At 62.2% G+C, this 13979-nt stretch carries 14 protein-coding genes and 1 pseudogene; 6 read left to right on the top strand and 9 right to left on the bottom strand.

Features of this window, described 5'->3' with window-relative positions:
* Nucleotides 1–25 precede the first annotated feature (25 nt).
* Nucleotides 26–1336, bottom strand: a complete 1311-nt coding sequence (locus tag ACI512_RS18420) for an MFS transporter (RefSeq protein WP_236381508.1) — start codon at nt 1334–1336, stop codon at nt 26–28.
* 161 nt (nt 1337–1497) lie between these two features.
* Between ACI512_RS18420 and ACI512_RS18415 the strand changes: the two genes are divergently transcribed.
* The 3 genes from ACI512_RS18415 to ACI512_RS18405 all read left to right on the top strand — a co-directional run bounded on the left by ACI512_RS18415 (nt 1498) and on the right by ACI512_RS18405 (nt 4264).
* Nucleotides 1498–2604, top strand: coding sequence for a sugar diacid recognition domain-containing protein (locus ACI512_RS18415; protein WP_405121259.1), 1107 nt, complete (start codon nt 1498–1500; stop codon nt 2602–2604).
* Between the two features lie 91 nt (nt 2605–2695).
* A complete protein-coding gene (locus ACI512_RS18410; RefSeq protein ID WP_236381512.1) occupies nt 2696–3832 on the top strand; it encodes a glycerate kinase in 1137 nt (378 codons plus the stop codon).
* Between the two features lie 180 nt (nt 3833–4012).
* Nucleotides 4013–4264, top strand: a complete 252-nt coding sequence (locus ACI512_RS18405; protein ID WP_236381514.1) for a fibronectin type III domain-containing protein — start codon at nt 4013–4015, stop codon at nt 4262–4264.
* A gap of 64 nt (nt 4265–4328) precedes the next feature.
* Here the strand turns inward: ACI512_RS18405 and ACI512_RS18400 are convergent, their stop codons facing one another.
* The 4 genes from ACI512_RS18400 to ACI512_RS18385 all read right to left on the bottom strand — a co-directional run bounded on the left by ACI512_RS18400 (nt 4329) and on the right by ACI512_RS18385 (nt 8594).
* Nucleotides 4329–5441: a class II histone deacetylase gene (locus ACI512_RS18400; protein ID WP_236381516.1), complete on the bottom strand. Its 1113-nt coding sequence runs from the start codon at nt 5439–5441 to the stop codon at nt 4329–4331.
* Nucleotides 5438–6622 (bottom strand): MFS transporter, encoded by a 1185-nt coding sequence (locus ACI512_RS18395; RefSeq protein ID WP_405121258.1) that lies wholly within the window; start codon nt 6620–6622, stop codon nt 5438–5440. Before ACI512_RS18395 ends, ACI512_RS18400 begins: the two co-directional genes overlap by 4 nt.
* Nucleotides 6623–6644: 22 nt before the next feature.
* Complete coding sequence (locus ACI512_RS18390) at nt 6645–7520, bottom strand: transporter (RefSeq protein ID WP_405121257.1); 876 nt, start codon at nt 7518–7520, stop codon at nt 6645–6647.
* Nucleotides 7521–7622: 102 nt separating this feature from the next.
* Complete coding sequence (locus ACI512_RS18385; RefSeq protein WP_236383759.1) at nt 7623–8594, bottom strand: helix-turn-helix transcriptional regulator; 972 nt, start codon at nt 8592–8594, stop codon at nt 7623–7625.
* A 238-nt stretch (nt 8595–8832) separates the two neighbouring features.
* Here ACI512_RS18385 and ACI512_RS18380 point away from each other — a divergent pair, with 238 nt between their 5' ends.
* A complete protein-coding gene (locus ACI512_RS18380; protein WP_064052091.1) occupies nt 8833–9345 on the top strand; it encodes a GNAT family N-acetyltransferase in 513 nt (170 codons plus the stop codon).
* Here ACI512_RS18380 and ACI512_RS18375 read toward each other — a convergent pair.
* Together ACI512_RS18375 and ACI512_RS18370 are read right to left on the bottom strand one after the other, a co-directional pair.
* Nucleotides 9342–10034 (bottom strand): aspartate/glutamate racemase family protein, encoded by a 693-nt coding sequence (locus tag ACI512_RS18375; RefSeq protein ID WP_012724190.1) that lies wholly within the window; start codon nt 10032–10034, stop codon nt 9342–9344. The genes ACI512_RS18380 and ACI512_RS18375 overlap by 4 nt on opposite strands.
* 90 nt (nt 10035–10124) lie before the next feature.
* Nucleotides 10125–10217 (bottom strand): annotated as a pseudogene (locus ACI512_RS18370) (cbb3-type cytochrome c oxidase subunit 3); the annotation flags it as partial.
* A gap of 257 nt (nt 10218–10474) precedes the next feature.
* Between ACI512_RS18370 and ACI512_RS18365 the strand changes: the two are divergent.
* Both ACI512_RS18365 and ACI512_RS18360 read left to right on the top strand, forming a co-directional pair.
* On the top strand, nt 10475–10969 hold the full coding sequence (locus tag ACI512_RS18365; protein ID WP_043205339.1) for a hypothetical protein: 495 nt from the start codon (nt 10475–10477) through the stop codon (nt 10967–10969).
* 143 nt (nt 10970–11112) lie between these two features.
* Nucleotides 11113–11784: a DUF3313 domain-containing protein gene (locus tag ACI512_RS18360; protein ID WP_236383760.1), complete on the top strand. Its 672-nt coding sequence runs from the start codon at nt 11113–11115 to the stop codon at nt 11782–11784.
* 262 nt (nt 11785–12046) lie between these two features.
* Here ACI512_RS18360 and ACI512_RS18355 read toward each other — a convergent pair whose 3' ends face one another.
* Together ACI512_RS18355 and ACI512_RS18350 are read right to left on the bottom strand one after the other, a co-directional pair.
* Nucleotides 12047–13447 carry a DUF1254 domain-containing protein gene (locus ACI512_RS18355; RefSeq protein ID WP_236383923.1) on the bottom strand — a complete coding sequence of 467 codons (1401 nt, stop codon included), beginning with the start codon at nt 13445–13447 and terminating at the stop codon, nt 12047–12049.
* Between the two features lie 158 nt (nt 13448–13605).
* Nucleotides 13606–13971: a response regulator gene (locus ACI512_RS18350; RefSeq protein ID WP_231809563.1), complete on the bottom strand. Its 366-nt coding sequence runs from the start codon at nt 13969–13971 to the stop codon at nt 13606–13608.
* Nucleotides 13972–13979: the final 8 nt, after the last annotated feature.

Raw genomic sequence — 13979 nt, 5'->3', positions numbered from 1 at the left:
ACACCACTCCCCACATGTGACTGCGTTAGACCTTCAGGGTACGCGTCATCCGCAACGCCAGCACACTACCCGCCACGATCACCGCCGCGAGCAGGTACAGCGCCACATCCGTTGATCCGGTGGCATCTTTCACAAAGCCCACGATGTACGGGCTGAGGAAGCCGGCCATCTGGCCCATGGAGTTGATCAGCGCCAGGCCACCGGCCGCCGCGCCGGCACTAAGCATCGCGGTGGGCACCGGCCAGAACATCGGCAGGCCGGTCAGCGCACCCATGGTGGCGATGGTCAGGCCGAGGATCGCAATGGCCGGTGTCGTCGCGAAGTTCACCGCAATCACCAAGCCAATGGCGCCCATCAACATCGGCACCACCAAGTGCCAGCGACGCTCTTTGCGCAAGTCCGCGGAGCGACCCACCAGCAACATGAACACCGCCGCCAGCAGGTAAGGGATCGCACTGAGCCAGCCGATCACCAGGTTATCGCTGAAGCCCAGGTTCTTGATGATCGACGGTAGCCAGAAGTTGATCGCGTACACGCCGCTCTGGATGCAGAAGTAGATCAGGCCGAACGCCCAGATCGCCGGGTTCTTGAACACTTCGGCCAGCGAATCGGTCGTGGTTTTCGGCTTGTTGGCCAGGTCGGTCGCCTGGTCGGCTTCCAGCACTGCGCGCTCGTGCGGCTTGAGCCATTTGGCGTGGGCAAAGCTGTCGCTGAGCAGGAAATAGGCGAGGGCGCCCAAAATCACGGTCGGGATACCTTGCAGCAGGAACATCCACTGCCAACCGGCCAGGCCGCCTTGGCCTGCCGCGAAGTGGTTGAGGATCCAGCCGGAGAACGGGCTGCCCAGCAGGCCGGAAACCGGAATGGCCGACATGAACAGCGCCATGATCCGCCCACGGCGGAAGGTCGGGAACCACTGCGAGAGGTACAGCACCACGCCAGGGAAGAAGCCGGCTTCGGCGGCACCGGTAAACAGGCGCAGGGTGTAGAAGTGGGTTGGTGTGGTGACGAACAGCAGGCAGGTCGACAGCGTGCCCCAGACGATCATCATCAACGCAATCCAGCGCCGTGGACCGAACTTGGTCAGCGCCAGGTTGCTCGGCACACCGCACAACACGTAGCCGATAAAGAAGATCCCGGCGCCGAGGCCGTACACGGTTTCGCTGAATTTCAACGCATCGAGCATCTGCAACTTGGCAAAGCCAACGTTTACCCGGTCGAGGTAATTGAACAGATAGCAGATGAAAATGAAGGGGATCAAGCGCAGGGTAACGCGCTTGTAGATGGCGTTTTTATCGTCATCGGTGGCCATTGTGACGGCGGCGCTCTGTGACATGGGAGTCTCTCTTTATTATGATTTTTTGCGATGCGAGGTTAACGTTGATCGCCCACTGAGTCTCGGCCACCTGGCAGGCCGCTGTCTTTGTGCGTGCGCACAGTGAAGCCGCTATTGCGCTGTGCCTGTGAACAACCATCGTTTTCTAGGAAATTAGCCCCATGTTCGAGCTGGATCATGACCTGGCACAGGATATCGTCGATCGAACCATGGCGATCCTGCCCCATAACGTCAACGTCATGGACAGCCAGGGCCTGATTCTCGGCAGCGGCGAGCCCGAACGTATCAACACTCGCCATGAAGGCGCACAACTGGTGCTCGCCAATGGCCGCGTGGTGGAAATCGACGGCCAGACCGCCAAGCACCTCAAAGGCGTGCAACCGGGCATCAACCTGCCGCTGCTGCATGACGGCCGCCTGATCGGCGTGCTCGGCATCACCGGTGAGCCGGAAGGCCTGCGCACCTACGCCGAGCTGGTGCGCATGACCGCCGAAATGCTGGTGAGCCATCGCCACCAGCAGGCCGAGCAACAATGGCGGCGCCAACGCTGTGACGATCTGCTGGCCTTGCTGCTGGCCGATACCGGCGACTCACCGCGCCTGGTGGACGAAGCTCAACAACTGGGGCTCAAGCCGCAGATGGCGCGTACACCGTACCTGTTCGAACTGGGCGCGGGGCAATCGGCGGAAGCCTTGAGTGCCTGGCTGACCTCGCGTTACCCGGACAGCTGGTGCGTCAGCTCGGCGCAATATTCATTGTTATGGTGCCGTCCGGCCGCGATACAGGTCGACAACCCACGGCTGTTGGAAAAGCTTGATGGCCTCGGCTGGCATATCCTGCGCGTCGCCGTTGGGGGGCAGGCGGATGGGCTGGCGGGTCTGCGCCGTTGCTATCGACGCGTCGGTGATTTGCTCGCCTATGGCCGCGATGTGCTGCCGCAGTCACGGCTGCTGACCCTCAACCGCTATCGCCTGCCCGTGATGCTCTGGCGCCATCGCAACGACGATGCCCTCGACGAACTGCTCAACCCCCTGCGCAAAGTGCTGGCCAAAGACAGCAATGGCCAACTGCAGGCCACGCTGCGCAGTTGGTGCGAACACGACGGGCAAAGCCAGTCCTGCGCCGATGCGCTGGGCATTCACCGCAACAGCCTGCGTTACCGCATGGAGCGCATTGCCGAACTCAGCGGTGTCGACCCGTTGACCCTGGACGGCATGCTTGCGCTGTACCTCGGCGTGCAGTTGCTGCCCCAGGCTTTGTCGGAATGAACAACAAAGCGCATCCGCACTTGTGCACCGGACCGGCGTCAGCGGCCGTGCCAACTGGCAGCATGGGCGTTATAAAAACCGGAGAAAGCCCATGAAAATCATCATCGCCCCCGACTCGTTCAAGGACAGCCTGAGTGCTGAAGGCGTGGCACAGGCCATTGCTGACGGGCTGGCGCAGGTCTGGCCGGATGCTCAGTTGGTCCAGTGTCCAATGGCGGATGGAGGTGAAGGCACGGTGGATTCGGTGCTGGCGGCATGTCACGGCGAGTTGCGGCGCCACACCGTGCGCGGCCCGCTCGGCGCAGCGGTTCAAGCACGTTGGGGCTGGTTGGCTGACAGCCACACCGCCATCATCGAAATGGCCGAGGCCAGCGGCCTGCAACTGCTGCCCCCGGAACAGCGCGATGCCTGTGTCACCACGACTTACGGCACCGGCGAACTGATCCGCGCAGCCCTGGATGCCGGCGCCCAACGCATCATCCTGGCGATTGGCGGCAGTGCCACCAACGACGGTGGCGCGGGCGCGATGCAGGCGCTGGGCGTGCAACTGTTCGATGCACAAGCGCAACGGCTGCCACCCGGCGGCCTGGCCCTGTCGCGCCTGGCGCATATCAGCCTTGAACAGCTGGACCCGCGCCTGGCGCAGGTCCGCTTCGAAATCGCTGCGGACGTGAACAATCCGCTGTGCGGGCCCCACGGCGCGTCGGCGATTTTCGGCCCGCAGAAGGGCGCCAATCCCGAGCAAGTGCAACAGTTGGACGCCGCCCTTGGTCACTTTGCCGATCACTGCGCCCGCGTGCTGCCCAGCGACGTGCGCGACGAAGCCGGCAGCGGCGCCGCCGGCGGCTTGGGCTTTGCCGCCAAAGCGTTCCTGGGCGCGCAGTTTCGTGCCGGTGTGGACGTGGTCGCCGAATTGGTCGGCCTGGATGAAGCTGTGCGTGGCGCAGACCTGGTGATCACCGGCGAAGGCCGTTTCGACGCCCAGACCCTGCGCGGCAAAACCCCGTTCGGCGTGGCACGTATCGCCCGGCAGCACAACGTGCCGGTCATTGTGATTGCCGGCACGCTGGGCGAGGGCTATGAGCAGATGTATGCCCATGGCGTGGATGCCGCTTTCGCCTTGCCTTCGGGGCCGATGACGTTGGAGCAGGCATGTAAGGCGGCACCTGGCCTCTTACGTGAGCGTGCGGCGGCCATAGCACGGGTTTGGCGATTGGCGTCTCACTAAGGCCTATAAACCGGGGACGCGACTTGATGTGTACCGGACATTCCGTCGGTCGGAAAAGTCATTGAGCCTGTCAATCCTGACAGTAGACGCAGCATTGGCCTCAGACGTTAATTTGGTGACCCCCTCGGGTTTAAACAGAGGGTACAGCCGATTACGTTATTTTGCCTAAAGGTCAATATCATGAACGATCGCATCGATGTAAACGCCGAGATCACAAGCGCTACTTCGGCAAAGATCACCTGGGACGGCAGTAGCGATACTCAATACCACGTGTCCTATTCGGAGATTCCTCACGGGGAACCTGTTGCTAGAACTGTCAAAGGCAACGAAACGCACCTCACCGGGCTGGAAACCGGCGTACGGTATGGCGTCACCGTCACTCACGGGGTGCGCCAGGGTGGAACTAGCTTCGTTCCCCGTGAAGTGCCTTAAGTGCGATCCCCCCGCGCGAAGGACACTCAATGCGCGCGAGGGGGCGACTGGCTACTCCACATGGCTAGTCAAACACTCCCCGCGCCAACTGATCGATCCACCGCTTCTGAAACTCCAGCAGCGCCGCCTTGGGCTGCTGCAGCTCGACCAGTGCCAGCATCGGGTCTTCCACGGCTGTGCGCACACCGGACAATTCCTCCAGCGTCGCCAAGCCGCAAAACGGCACATAGGCTTCGCTGTAGCCGCCTTCATGCACCAGCACCAAGCGCCCCTGGCACAGGCGTTCGGCAGCCTGGCGCACGCAACGGGTCATCAGGCGAAACGACTCGCTGTGCAGCAACATCCGCGCGAGTGGGTCGACGGCGTTGGCGTCAAAGCCGCAGGCGACGATGATCAGTTCCGGCTGGAAGCGCTCCAGCGCCGGTACCACGATGCGCGTCATCGCATGCAAGTAAGCGTCGTGGCCGCATCCCGGCGGCAAGGGAATATTGATGTTCGCTCCCCGCCCGGCGCCGCGACCACGATCCTGTTCACCGCTGTAGCCCGGCGGATAACAACCGTCCTGATGCAACGAGATCGTCAAGACATCCGCCCGCGCCTCGAAAATCGCTTGCGTGCCGTTGCCATGGTGTACGTCCCAATCGATCACGGCGACCTTGCCCAGTCCGCTGCGGGCCTTGGCGGCTTCGATGGCGATGGCGATGTTGGCCAGGAAACAGAAGCCCATGGCGCTGTCCGCCAGGCAGTGATGGCCAGGTGGGCGAGACAGCGAGTAGGCGTTATCCGCGAGGCCCTTGAGCACGGTGTCGACGGCGGCCATGGTCAGGCCGGCGGAGAGCCGGGCAATCTCGTAGCTGCCCGGGCCTATCGGCGCCTGCGGTCCAAGCTCGCCACCACCGGCATCACTCAGCGCCTTGAAGCGCTGCAGGTATTCGCGGCCATGGACGCGCAGCAAGTCGGTTTCGCTGGCGACCGCCGCGTTGTGGATGTCCAGGTGATGGCTTAGCCCGGACACATCCAGCAGGCTTTTCATGCGCCGTTTGGTTTCGGGGGACTCGGCATGCCCGCTGCCGGCCGGTGGCTGCACCCAGCCACCCACGGGCAAGGTCAATGCATGGGCGCTGGCGCTGTGCCAAAGGCTCATTTCATCAAAGAAAAACGCGGTGGTTCGGTTCATACAAGCTCCATTTCAACGACGGGTTTGGGACGGCTGGCGAGGATCATTGCCAGCGACAACAAGGTGATCACGGCGCCGCCGATCAACAACGCCGTAAAGCTGCCACTGACCTCGATCAGCCGGCCGGCGATTGCCGGGCCGATGGCCAGGCCGCCGCCGATCACCAGGTTCGAGGCATTCATCAGCTTGCCGCTGTGATCGAGGTCGGCGAGGCACGCGAGGATCAGCGGCAGGATGAAGGTCCAGGTGAACTTGAACAGCAGCGCCGCCAGGGCGAAGCGCATCAGCGTCGGTTGGCCCAGCAGGAGCAACACGGCGGCGGCCATCAGGGCATAGCCCGCCAGCAACAATCGCAGGCGCGACAGGCGTGGGCCGATCAGCGATGCACAGGCGGCGCCGGCGATCCCCATGACCGTCGCAACGGCCAGCACCTCGCCGCTGTCTTGCGGCGATATCCCGACACGGGCGCCCAGGGCGCCGATAAACGTCCAGATCCCGCCAAGGCTGATGTAAAAGGCCAGCACCGCACCGACGCCCAGCGCGGCGCGCCATCGCGAGCCGGGCAGCCGCGCGGTTTCCGCGGTTTGTGGCGCCGGGGCGGCGTTGGGAAAACTGCGCGCAAGGGGTAACAACAGGGTCATCAGGCCGGCGAGGATCAGGTAGCAGGCACCCAATCCATAGCGCTCGAACAAACCGGGCAATACCGCCAGGCCGATGGCGCCCACGACCAGTTGCCCCATCACCCACAACCCGTATACGCGACTGGGGTTGGCGGTGGTGGCCGCACTGGCCAGGCAGATAATCATCAATGAGCCGCCCGCCAAGGCACTGGCGAAGCGCAGGGTCAGCAGGTGGGTGTAGCTGTCGGCAAGCATCGACAGCAGGTTGGCGGCGATAAACAACCCGGCAGCGGCCAGGGCCGCCAACCGCCAGTTCACGCGCCTTAGCCACCACAGGGCGGGCAGGGTCGCCAGGCTCATCGCGCCCAGTTCCACCGAAAACAAGTCGCCGATCTGCGAGGGGCTCAGTTGCCATTGGGCGCCCAACTGCGCGGCCACGGCGGGCGCGGTCATCAGGATGGTCGGGGTGATCGCGGCAAACAGCACGATGGCCGCGAGCAGGTCCCAGGATACGGACGCTGGGCGAGGCCGATCCTGTGTTGCGTGGGAATGAGTGTGCATGGTCAGGCTCCGGAAAGGGGGTTCAGAACACATGGACCAGGCGCAGCAAGGCCTCGGTGCCGGCATAGCCGTTGGATGCCGCGACGTTTTGCGAAAGGCTGAACATCACTTGGTTCTGCTGATCCAGCCAATGCCCGACCTCGAACCCCAGCTGGGTGTAGCGCTTGCGGGTGTCGTCGATTCGCTGACGGTTGATGCGCAGCGCGCCACCCTCGGCCTGGATCAGGCGAAATGCGCCGTAGGTGGCAGGGCTGAAGTCGTAGGAGGCAAACGCTTGCAGGCGATACAGCGGGTCTTGCTTGAGTTCGCTGCCAAAGTAGTCGTCATTGGTGGCGTACAGCTGGGTTTCGAGGTTGGCTTCCAGCACCCATTTTTCGCCGATGCCCTGGGTGTAGTTGTAGACAAAGGTCGCGCCCCAGCGATTGCCGCCGGGCGAGACGTCGGGGTTGTTGCGGTGGTATTCGCCCACCGGCACGGTAATCAGGCTCAGCAGGCCGCTGTAGGTGCGGGACGCCGGGTCATTGATGAAAAACAGCGTGCCGCCGACCTGTGGATCGCCGAACCCGCTTTCTCCGGTGTGCTGGGTCGCGCCCGGCAGGCGAGCATCGATATCGGCAAACGGGACAATGAACTGCGGGGTGCAGAGCGTGCCGCAGGCATCGGTGAAAAACACCTGCCGGTAAGCGACGGCATTGACCTTGAGTTCGGCCTTGCCGGTGGTGTCGGCCGGGCCGTGAAAGTCCCCGGCGCGGGTGGTCGGCAGGTACAGCACACCGAGTTGGGTGCCGGGCGGGGCACTGAAAAAATCCCGGGCATTGAGGTCGGCAGCCTGGCTGTCGAGGCACAGTAAGGTGCCGCCGAGCAGCAAAGGCAAGGTGCGCAAGGTGGGTTGAGTCATGGCAAGGCGTCTCTTATGGGTGAGGGCAGGGACTGAAAGTTGGGCAAAAGCCGCCCGTGGCCGCCAAAACGGGCAGCGCAAAGAAACTAAAAAAACGCGGGATTATTCAGGTGGGGCGTGCACCAAGTGCGCAATGCGTGCTTTGTCTCTGACCCCGAGCTTGCTGTAGATCGTGCGCAAGTGATGGCGCACGGTATTGGGCGAGAGCCCCAGGTCGCGGGCGACTTCCTTGTAGGTCTTGCCCTCGCCGAAGCCCTGGGCTACAGCGTTCTCTCGTGGGCTGAGCTGGGGCAGGGCACGGTTGACGCGCGCGGCCAACAGGAACTGGTCGCCCACCGCGGACACCTGGATATGGATCTGCTTGCCCTCATGGCCACGCTCATCCAGTGGCACCGGCAAGGTCGGACCACTCCATTGCGGCCATTCGCTGAGCAGCAAGTCTATAAAGCCGCGTTCGGCGCACTGCAACACGCCGTGCGGGCCGCACACCGCCAAGGCCAGGTTGCGCGGGCTGATCAGGGTTTCGCGGGTGGCCACCAGCGTGCGGATCTGGTTGGCCGAGACCGCTGCCACCAAGTGCAGCATCAGGGGGTTGAGCAGCCGGCAGTCTTGTTCGGCGAACCGTGGCGCTCCGGGCTTTCGATACAGGGTCAGGTGATCGCTGAGGCTGGTTTGCGGGTCAATGTGGATGACACACAACAGTTCGCCGATGCCGTACCGGTCGGCCAGCCAGTTCAAGCCAGTGCCGCTCGCCGGGTCCGACATATCGATGATCACCGCCTCGCCGGGCTGAGCATGCACACGCCCGACGGTCACATCCAAATGACGGATGGACTGCCAGTCGGTCAAGTAAGCCGGCGGCAAGTGGTACAGGCAGCTGCTGTGTTCTTCCGGCAAATCCCCGATCAGCGCCGCGCGGCCCCACCAGGCACTGTCGAAGTGCAACAACTGACTGACGCGCGCCAATGCGTGGTGCTGGAAGTGCTCGATGTCCTGGTGTTGGGCCAATCGCTGCAGATCCAGGATCAGGGTGCTGAAGGCCTGCAACAGGCTCGAAAGGTCAAGACGGCTCATGAGTGTTCCTCTGTGCGACTTTTTATTGTTCTGGTCACAGGGTGAAGGCCGGTACGGTGAATTGACGTGGCAGGGCCTGGGCCAAGTATCGGTGCAGCCGAGTACGATCGCTATCGTTCAGATGCAGGATGCGGCTTATGGGTGTGTGGGATCTTTCGGGAGGTGTCACGGCGCTTTTCCCGCTACCGGTTTTCCCCCTACACTGGCCGGTCACTTGTCTTTCAAAGGATGAAACACAATGCACACGCCTGAACCTCATATCGTGATCCAGCGCTTTACCGAGGCCCACCTTGAGGGTGTCGCCGCGCTCTATAACGAACCGGCCGTGTGCCGTCAGGTGCTGCAGATGCCTTTCCAGTCGGTCGAGGTGTGGCGCAAGCGTTTGGTGATGGACAACGAGCGGCGGCTACAGCTGGTGGCGGTACACGGCGGCGAGGTTATCGGCCAGCTTGGCCTGGAGCAGTACCTGCGCGTGCGCCAGGCCCACGTCGGCTCGTTCGGCATGGGCGTGGCGACGGCGTGGCAGGGCAAGGGCGTCGGCTCGCGGTTGTTGACGGCAGCGCTGGACGTGGCTGACAACTGGATGAACCTGCACCGGGTGGAACTCACGGTGTACGCCGACAACGAAGCGGCGCAGGCGCTGTACCGCAAATTCGGCTTTGAAGTTGAAGGCGTGTTGCGCGATTACGCCCTGCGTGACGGTCGGTTTGTCGACACCGTGAGCATGGCGCGCCTGCGCACGTCGGTTTAATCCTGCAAGGCGAACGCCACCGCAGCCTGCGCATGCAGCTCGGTGGTGTCCAGCAGCGGCAGGCGGCTGTGTTCGGGTTTGATCAGCAGGCTGATTTCCGTGCAACCGAGGATGATCGCCTGGGCGCCGCGTGCGGCCAGGGACTCGATCACCCGTTGGTAGACCTGGCGTGACGTGTCGCTGATCACCCCGACGCACAATTCTTCATAGATGATCCGGTGCACCGCCTGGCGTGCGTCCGCCTCGGGCACCAGCACGGTCAGGCCTTGGGCCGCCAGGCGGGATATGAGGAAATCCTGCTCCATGGTGAACGCGGTGCCGAGCAGGCCGACTGTGAGCGTGCCGGCGTCCACGGCCGCCGCGCCAGCTGCGTCGGCGATATGCAGGAACGGAATCGAAACGGCCGCTTCAATACGCGGCGCCACGAGGTGCATGGTGTTGGTACACAGCACCACGCACTCCGCACCGCCGGCCTGCAGACGGCGTGCGGCGTCTTCGAGGATCAGCGCGGTATCGTCCCAGCGGCCGGCGTGTTGAGCCTGCTCCACTGGGCCGAAATCTACGCTGTACATCAGCAGTTGCGCCGAACGCAGCGGGCCGAGTTGGTCGCGCACGCGTTGGTTGATGATGCGGTAGTACTCGGCGCTGGACTCCCAGCTCATGCCGCCGATAAGGCCGATGGTGCGCATGCGGTGCTCCTGGCAAGGAAAGTCGCTTCACCTTACGCATCAGCCGTTGATTAGTCATACGCAGTTACCGGCGAAATGACCGGTGCAGTTCTACAGGTCGAGGTTGATCCAGCCCGGCTTGGCCTCTTCCGGTGCCACGGCGTTGATCTGCTTGCCGGTTGCCCGCTCCACGCGCTGCGCCACTTAACGAGTAGGTGAGGGTGCCGTGTTATAGGACTGCCCGATGGTTGCGGTGCTCATGCTTGTCCTCCCACGGCCGCCAAGTGGCGGCACTTTAGGAAGTGTGGGCAAAACAAAACAGACTCAGAAATACCTCATTACGGCGGATCAGCTTGCTTGGAGCCGCCGGGCTCATTGCAAAAAAGCCGTTAATCGTACGGCCAGTGGCTGCATCTGCCATGATCGACGCCAGTTACCTGGCCCACCCAAGGAAATCCGCAATGGACGATGTACAGCAACTGGGCGAGATGCTTCGTCACTACGCCGATAGCGAAGCGCACAAGAAACAGCAATTCGATGTGCAATCGGCCCGCTGGGCGCAAAAGCTCGCAGAGCTGTTCGGGCAGATCGAGCAGTGGCTGGAACCGGTAAAGACCGTGGGACTGCTGGAGGTGCATCGCGAGGCCTACGTTGCCAGCGGCCCGAGCGTGCCGGTGGAGACATCGACCTTCAAGACCGAAAAACTGACCGTACAGATCACCGGCAAGCCGGTCGAGTTCGTGCCCGATGTGATGGGTGTGGGTGGCTTGATCTCCGTGTCCGTCATGGGCTTGACCGCCGCGCGGCACGGCAGCGTTTCGTTGGTGCTGCCCGCGGACAAGAACGACTGGCTGTGGAAGAAAACCAATGGCCTGAAAGACCCCGACACCTTTGGCTTCGACGCCAACTTCCTGGCCTCGCAGTTGCAAAGCCTGATTCCACGCGAACGCGGCTGAGTGTCAGCGCGGGGTCGCCACGACCGCTGGGCTGCTGGAGCATCGCCGGCGGGTCAAGCCGACTCGGGCAATAACGCTAATTTTTCAGGATTGGCTATACCTACAGCTCAACATTTCGATGATGACTGCCAGGGAGTTCAATGATGAAACTAAGGCTACTGATCAGCACGCTGTGCGTTGCGTCAATCGCGATGGCAGGCTGTGCCAACAAGGTCACTCAACCGGATGAGTATTCCGGCTTCCTCTCGGACTACAGCCAGCTCAAGGAAGCCAAATCCCCTTCGGGTGCCGAAGTGATGCGCTGGGTCGACCCCAAACTCGACCTGAGCCGCTATACCGCGGTGTACATCGAACCGACCCAGTTCTATCCCAAACCGCAGGCGACCGCGAAAATCCCCGACAGTACCCTCACTGGTATCAACGCCTACTACGGCCAGGCGCTTAGGCGGGAGCTGGAAAAATCCCTGCCCCTGGCCAATGGTCCTGGCCCCGGCGTGATGGTGGTACGTGCGGCGATCACCGCCGTCAGCAGCAAGACCGAAGGCCTCAAGCCCTATGAGTTCATCCCCGTGGCTCTGGTTGCCGCGGCGGTAAGTACCGGCACCGGCATCCGTGATCAGGAAACCACCCTGGGCACCGAGGCGCAGTTTCTCGACGGCTCAAGTGGCAAGGTGCTAGCCCAGGTGGTGCGCAAAGGCACCGGCAAGCCATTGGCCAATGACTCGCAGGTGATGAAAACTGACGATGTAAAAGGCGTGATTGATGGTTGGGCGTCCGACTTGCATCAGTCGTACCTCAAGCTCAAACGCCTCTAAATCCGCAGGGATTGGCCTTATATCGGAAGGACATGCCCTAATGCCCGTCAGTTAAGGATGAGCACCGTACCTGTGGCGAGGGAGCTTGCTCCCGCTGGGTCGCGAAGCGGCCCCAGCTCTTTGTTTCAAAAGACTGGGACTGCTACGCAGTCCAGCGGGAGCAAGCTCCCTCGCCACGGGTTACTTTTCGCTCTTGCTGCTTCTTAACTGACTGGCATTAGGACATGCCCGGCCTGACGCTGTTGTGACCGGGCATGGGGTGTTACTTGAGCGGGGTCAGGGGAGGCAGCTTCCATTGACCGCTACCGACCTCAGGCTTGGGCAGGTAAATGCGCAACACCGCATAGAACGGGCCCGGCGGGGCCGGCAACCAGTTGCTCTGTTCCGCTTTTGGCGGCTCGTGGTGTTGCAGCGCCAGGGTCAGGCCACCATCCGCGTCGCGCTTGAGGCTGGAGAGCATCCGCGAGTTGATCAGGTAGCGTTTCTTGTGGTTGGGCACCAGCAGCTTGGTCTTGGCGTCGTACATGGTCAGCGACCAGAACGCGTCGGCTGGCGGTAACTGGTCTTTGGCGAAGTGCACGGTGTAGCTATGGCGTGCGCCGTTGGCCGGTTTGCCCTCGCTGTCGACGACGTAAGTCAAGTAAGCCGCCTCGTCGGTGGAGTTGCCGAAAAGCTCCGTGTCGGCACCCGCGTAGCGGTACAGGTAGTTGTTTTTAAGGTGGTCGCGGCTACCGAACAGCTCCCCGCTGGGAATTTGTTGCGTGTCCAGTTTGTCTTTCTTGAACGCGGCAAACTCGGCCTTGCCATCAGCGATGCCGTCTTCGAGGGCCTTGCGCTGTTCGGCGGTCAGCTGGTTGACCTTGAACGGTGCACCTGGCGCGACACCGATCTTGGCAAAGCGCGCCAGCAGGTCTTTTTCACTGTCCTGGGGCGCGGCGAACGCCAGCATGAAGTTCAGGTAGCGGAACAATTGTGGGCTGTCGCTCATGGTTGCCGTCGGCTTCGGCCATTCGATTTTCGGCGCCTTGGCCGGCGCGGCGAGCTTCACATAGCTGCTCAGCGACTGCACTTTGTAGCCACTCTGGATCTGCTTGACCTTGGTCAGGTCTTTTTCATCAAACAGCTGCGTGCGGTACAGGGCGTAGGCGATATTGCTTTCGCTGTAGATCACGCGGTCCACATCCACCGGTTGCTGGCCCTTCCAGTCCGGGCCGGCGATCATGTAGTGGCCGCCGTTGTTACCGGTGCTGCGGGTGCCCAGGTAGGCAAAGTTCTGCGTGTAAAGGTCGATCAACTGCACCGAGTAGTAACGGTCGTCTTCGATTTTGGGCAGGGTCAGTACGAGCGGTTCGCTGCGCAGGTCCATCCACACGAAAGAGTAAGGCGTGTCCGGGTTCGGTGTGACGACCCCGGTGTCCTTGGGCGTAAATACCTGGGCGGAGTGGCCGATACGGTTGATCGGCGCCTTGAAATTGGCACCGCCCTTGTCAACGGCTTGGGTGTAGAGCGTCTTGTACATCTCCACCACCGGGAAGCCATACAGGTAGGCTTCCTTGGCAATGGCCCGGGCTTCGCTGGGCGTTGCGGTGAAGTCGGCCCAGGCGCCGGTACTCATGAATATCGAGAGGCTCGCCAACAGCAGGCGCGTCGGTTTTCCAATCATGTTGTTGCGTCCTTCCAGAGATCTTTTTTGAGGGCATGGGATTAAACCGCCGAGTTAACCGGTTTATTGGCCGAACGTCACGTTAATCCCTGCAAACAAGCGCCATCTGTGCGCAAATCGTTGCCCTGGCGGGACGGCGCACACGCCAAGAGGGGGTCTCAGGCGGCGGGCAGCATCGATTTGACCTTGTCGCGCAATTGATCAATGGAAAACGGTTTGGCGATCACCTGCATGCCGGCGGGCACGTCGATATTTTCCGCATAGCCGCTGGCGAACAGGATAGGTAGGGTAGGGCGCAGTTCGCGCACCTTGGTGGCCAGTTGCTTGCCGTCCATGTCCGGCAGGCCGACGTCGGTCATCATCAGGTCGATGAGATGTTCGGTGTTTTCCACGATTGCCAGCGCTTCTGCCGCGTCGGCAGCCTCCAGCACACTGAACGCCAACTCCTCCAGAACATCGACGATGAGCATGCGCACGATGGCATCGTCTTCAACGACAAGGATGGTGGAAGTGACTGCGGACATAATATGAA

The organism is Pseudomonas petroselini (genome assembly GCF_045037875.1).
GTDB lineage: Bacteria > Pseudomonadota > Gammaproteobacteria > Pseudomonadales > Pseudomonadaceae > Aquipseudomonas > Aquipseudomonas petroselini.
The sequence above is the reverse complement of the archived record's forward strand: the minus strand, read 5'-3'. Positions and strand labels throughout refer to the sequence as shown.

Coding starts and splice junctions, on each gene's coding strand:
- ACI512_RS18420 (WP_236381508.1), bottom strand. CDS start 1,336: ATGTCACAGAGCGCCGCCGTCACAATGGCCACCGATGACGATAAAAAC.
- ACI512_RS18415 (WP_405121259.1), top strand. CDS start 1,498: ATGTTCGAGCTGGATCATGACCTGGCACAGGATATCGTCGATCGAACC.
- ACI512_RS18410 (WP_236381512.1), top strand. CDS start 2,696: ATGAAAATCATCATCGCCCCCGACTCGTTCAAGGACAGCCTGAGTGCT.
- ACI512_RS18405 (WP_236381514.1), top strand. CDS start 4,013: ATGAACGATCGCATCGATGTAAACGCCGAGATCACAAGCGCTACTTCG.
- ACI512_RS18400 (WP_236381516.1), bottom strand. CDS start 5,441: ATGAACCGAACCACCGCGTTTTTCTTTGATGAAATGAGCCTTTGGCAC.
- ACI512_RS18395 (WP_405121258.1), bottom strand. CDS start 6,622: ATGCACACTCATTCCCACGCAACACAGGATCGGCCTCGCCCAGCGTCC.
- ACI512_RS18390 (WP_405121257.1), bottom strand. CDS start 7,520: ATGACTCAACCCACCTTGCGCACCTTGCCTTTGCTGCTCGGCGGCACC.
- ACI512_RS18385 (WP_236383759.1), bottom strand. CDS start 8,594: ATGAGCCGTCTTGACCTTTCGAGCCTGTTGCAGGCCTTCAGCACCCTG.
- ACI512_RS18380 (WP_064052091.1), top strand. CDS start 8,833: ATGCACACGCCTGAACCTCATATCGTGATCCAGCGCTTTACCGAGGCC.
- ACI512_RS18375 (WP_012724190.1), bottom strand. CDS start 10,034: ATGCGCACCATCGGCCTTATCGGCGGCATGAGCTGGGAGTCCAGCGCC.
- ACI512_RS18365 (WP_043205339.1), top strand. CDS start 10,475: ATGGACGATGTACAGCAACTGGGCGAGATGCTTCGTCACTACGCCGAT.
- ACI512_RS18360 (WP_236383760.1), top strand. CDS start 11,113: ATGAAACTAAGGCTACTGATCAGCACGCTGTGCGTTGCGTCAATCGCG.
- ACI512_RS18355 (WP_236383923.1), bottom strand. CDS start 13,447: ATGATTGGAAAACCGACGCGCCTGCTGTTGGCGAGCCTCTCGATATTC.
- ACI512_RS18350 (WP_231809563.1), bottom strand. CDS start 13,971: ATGTCCGCAGTCACTTCCACCATCCTTGTCGTTGAAGACGATGCCATC.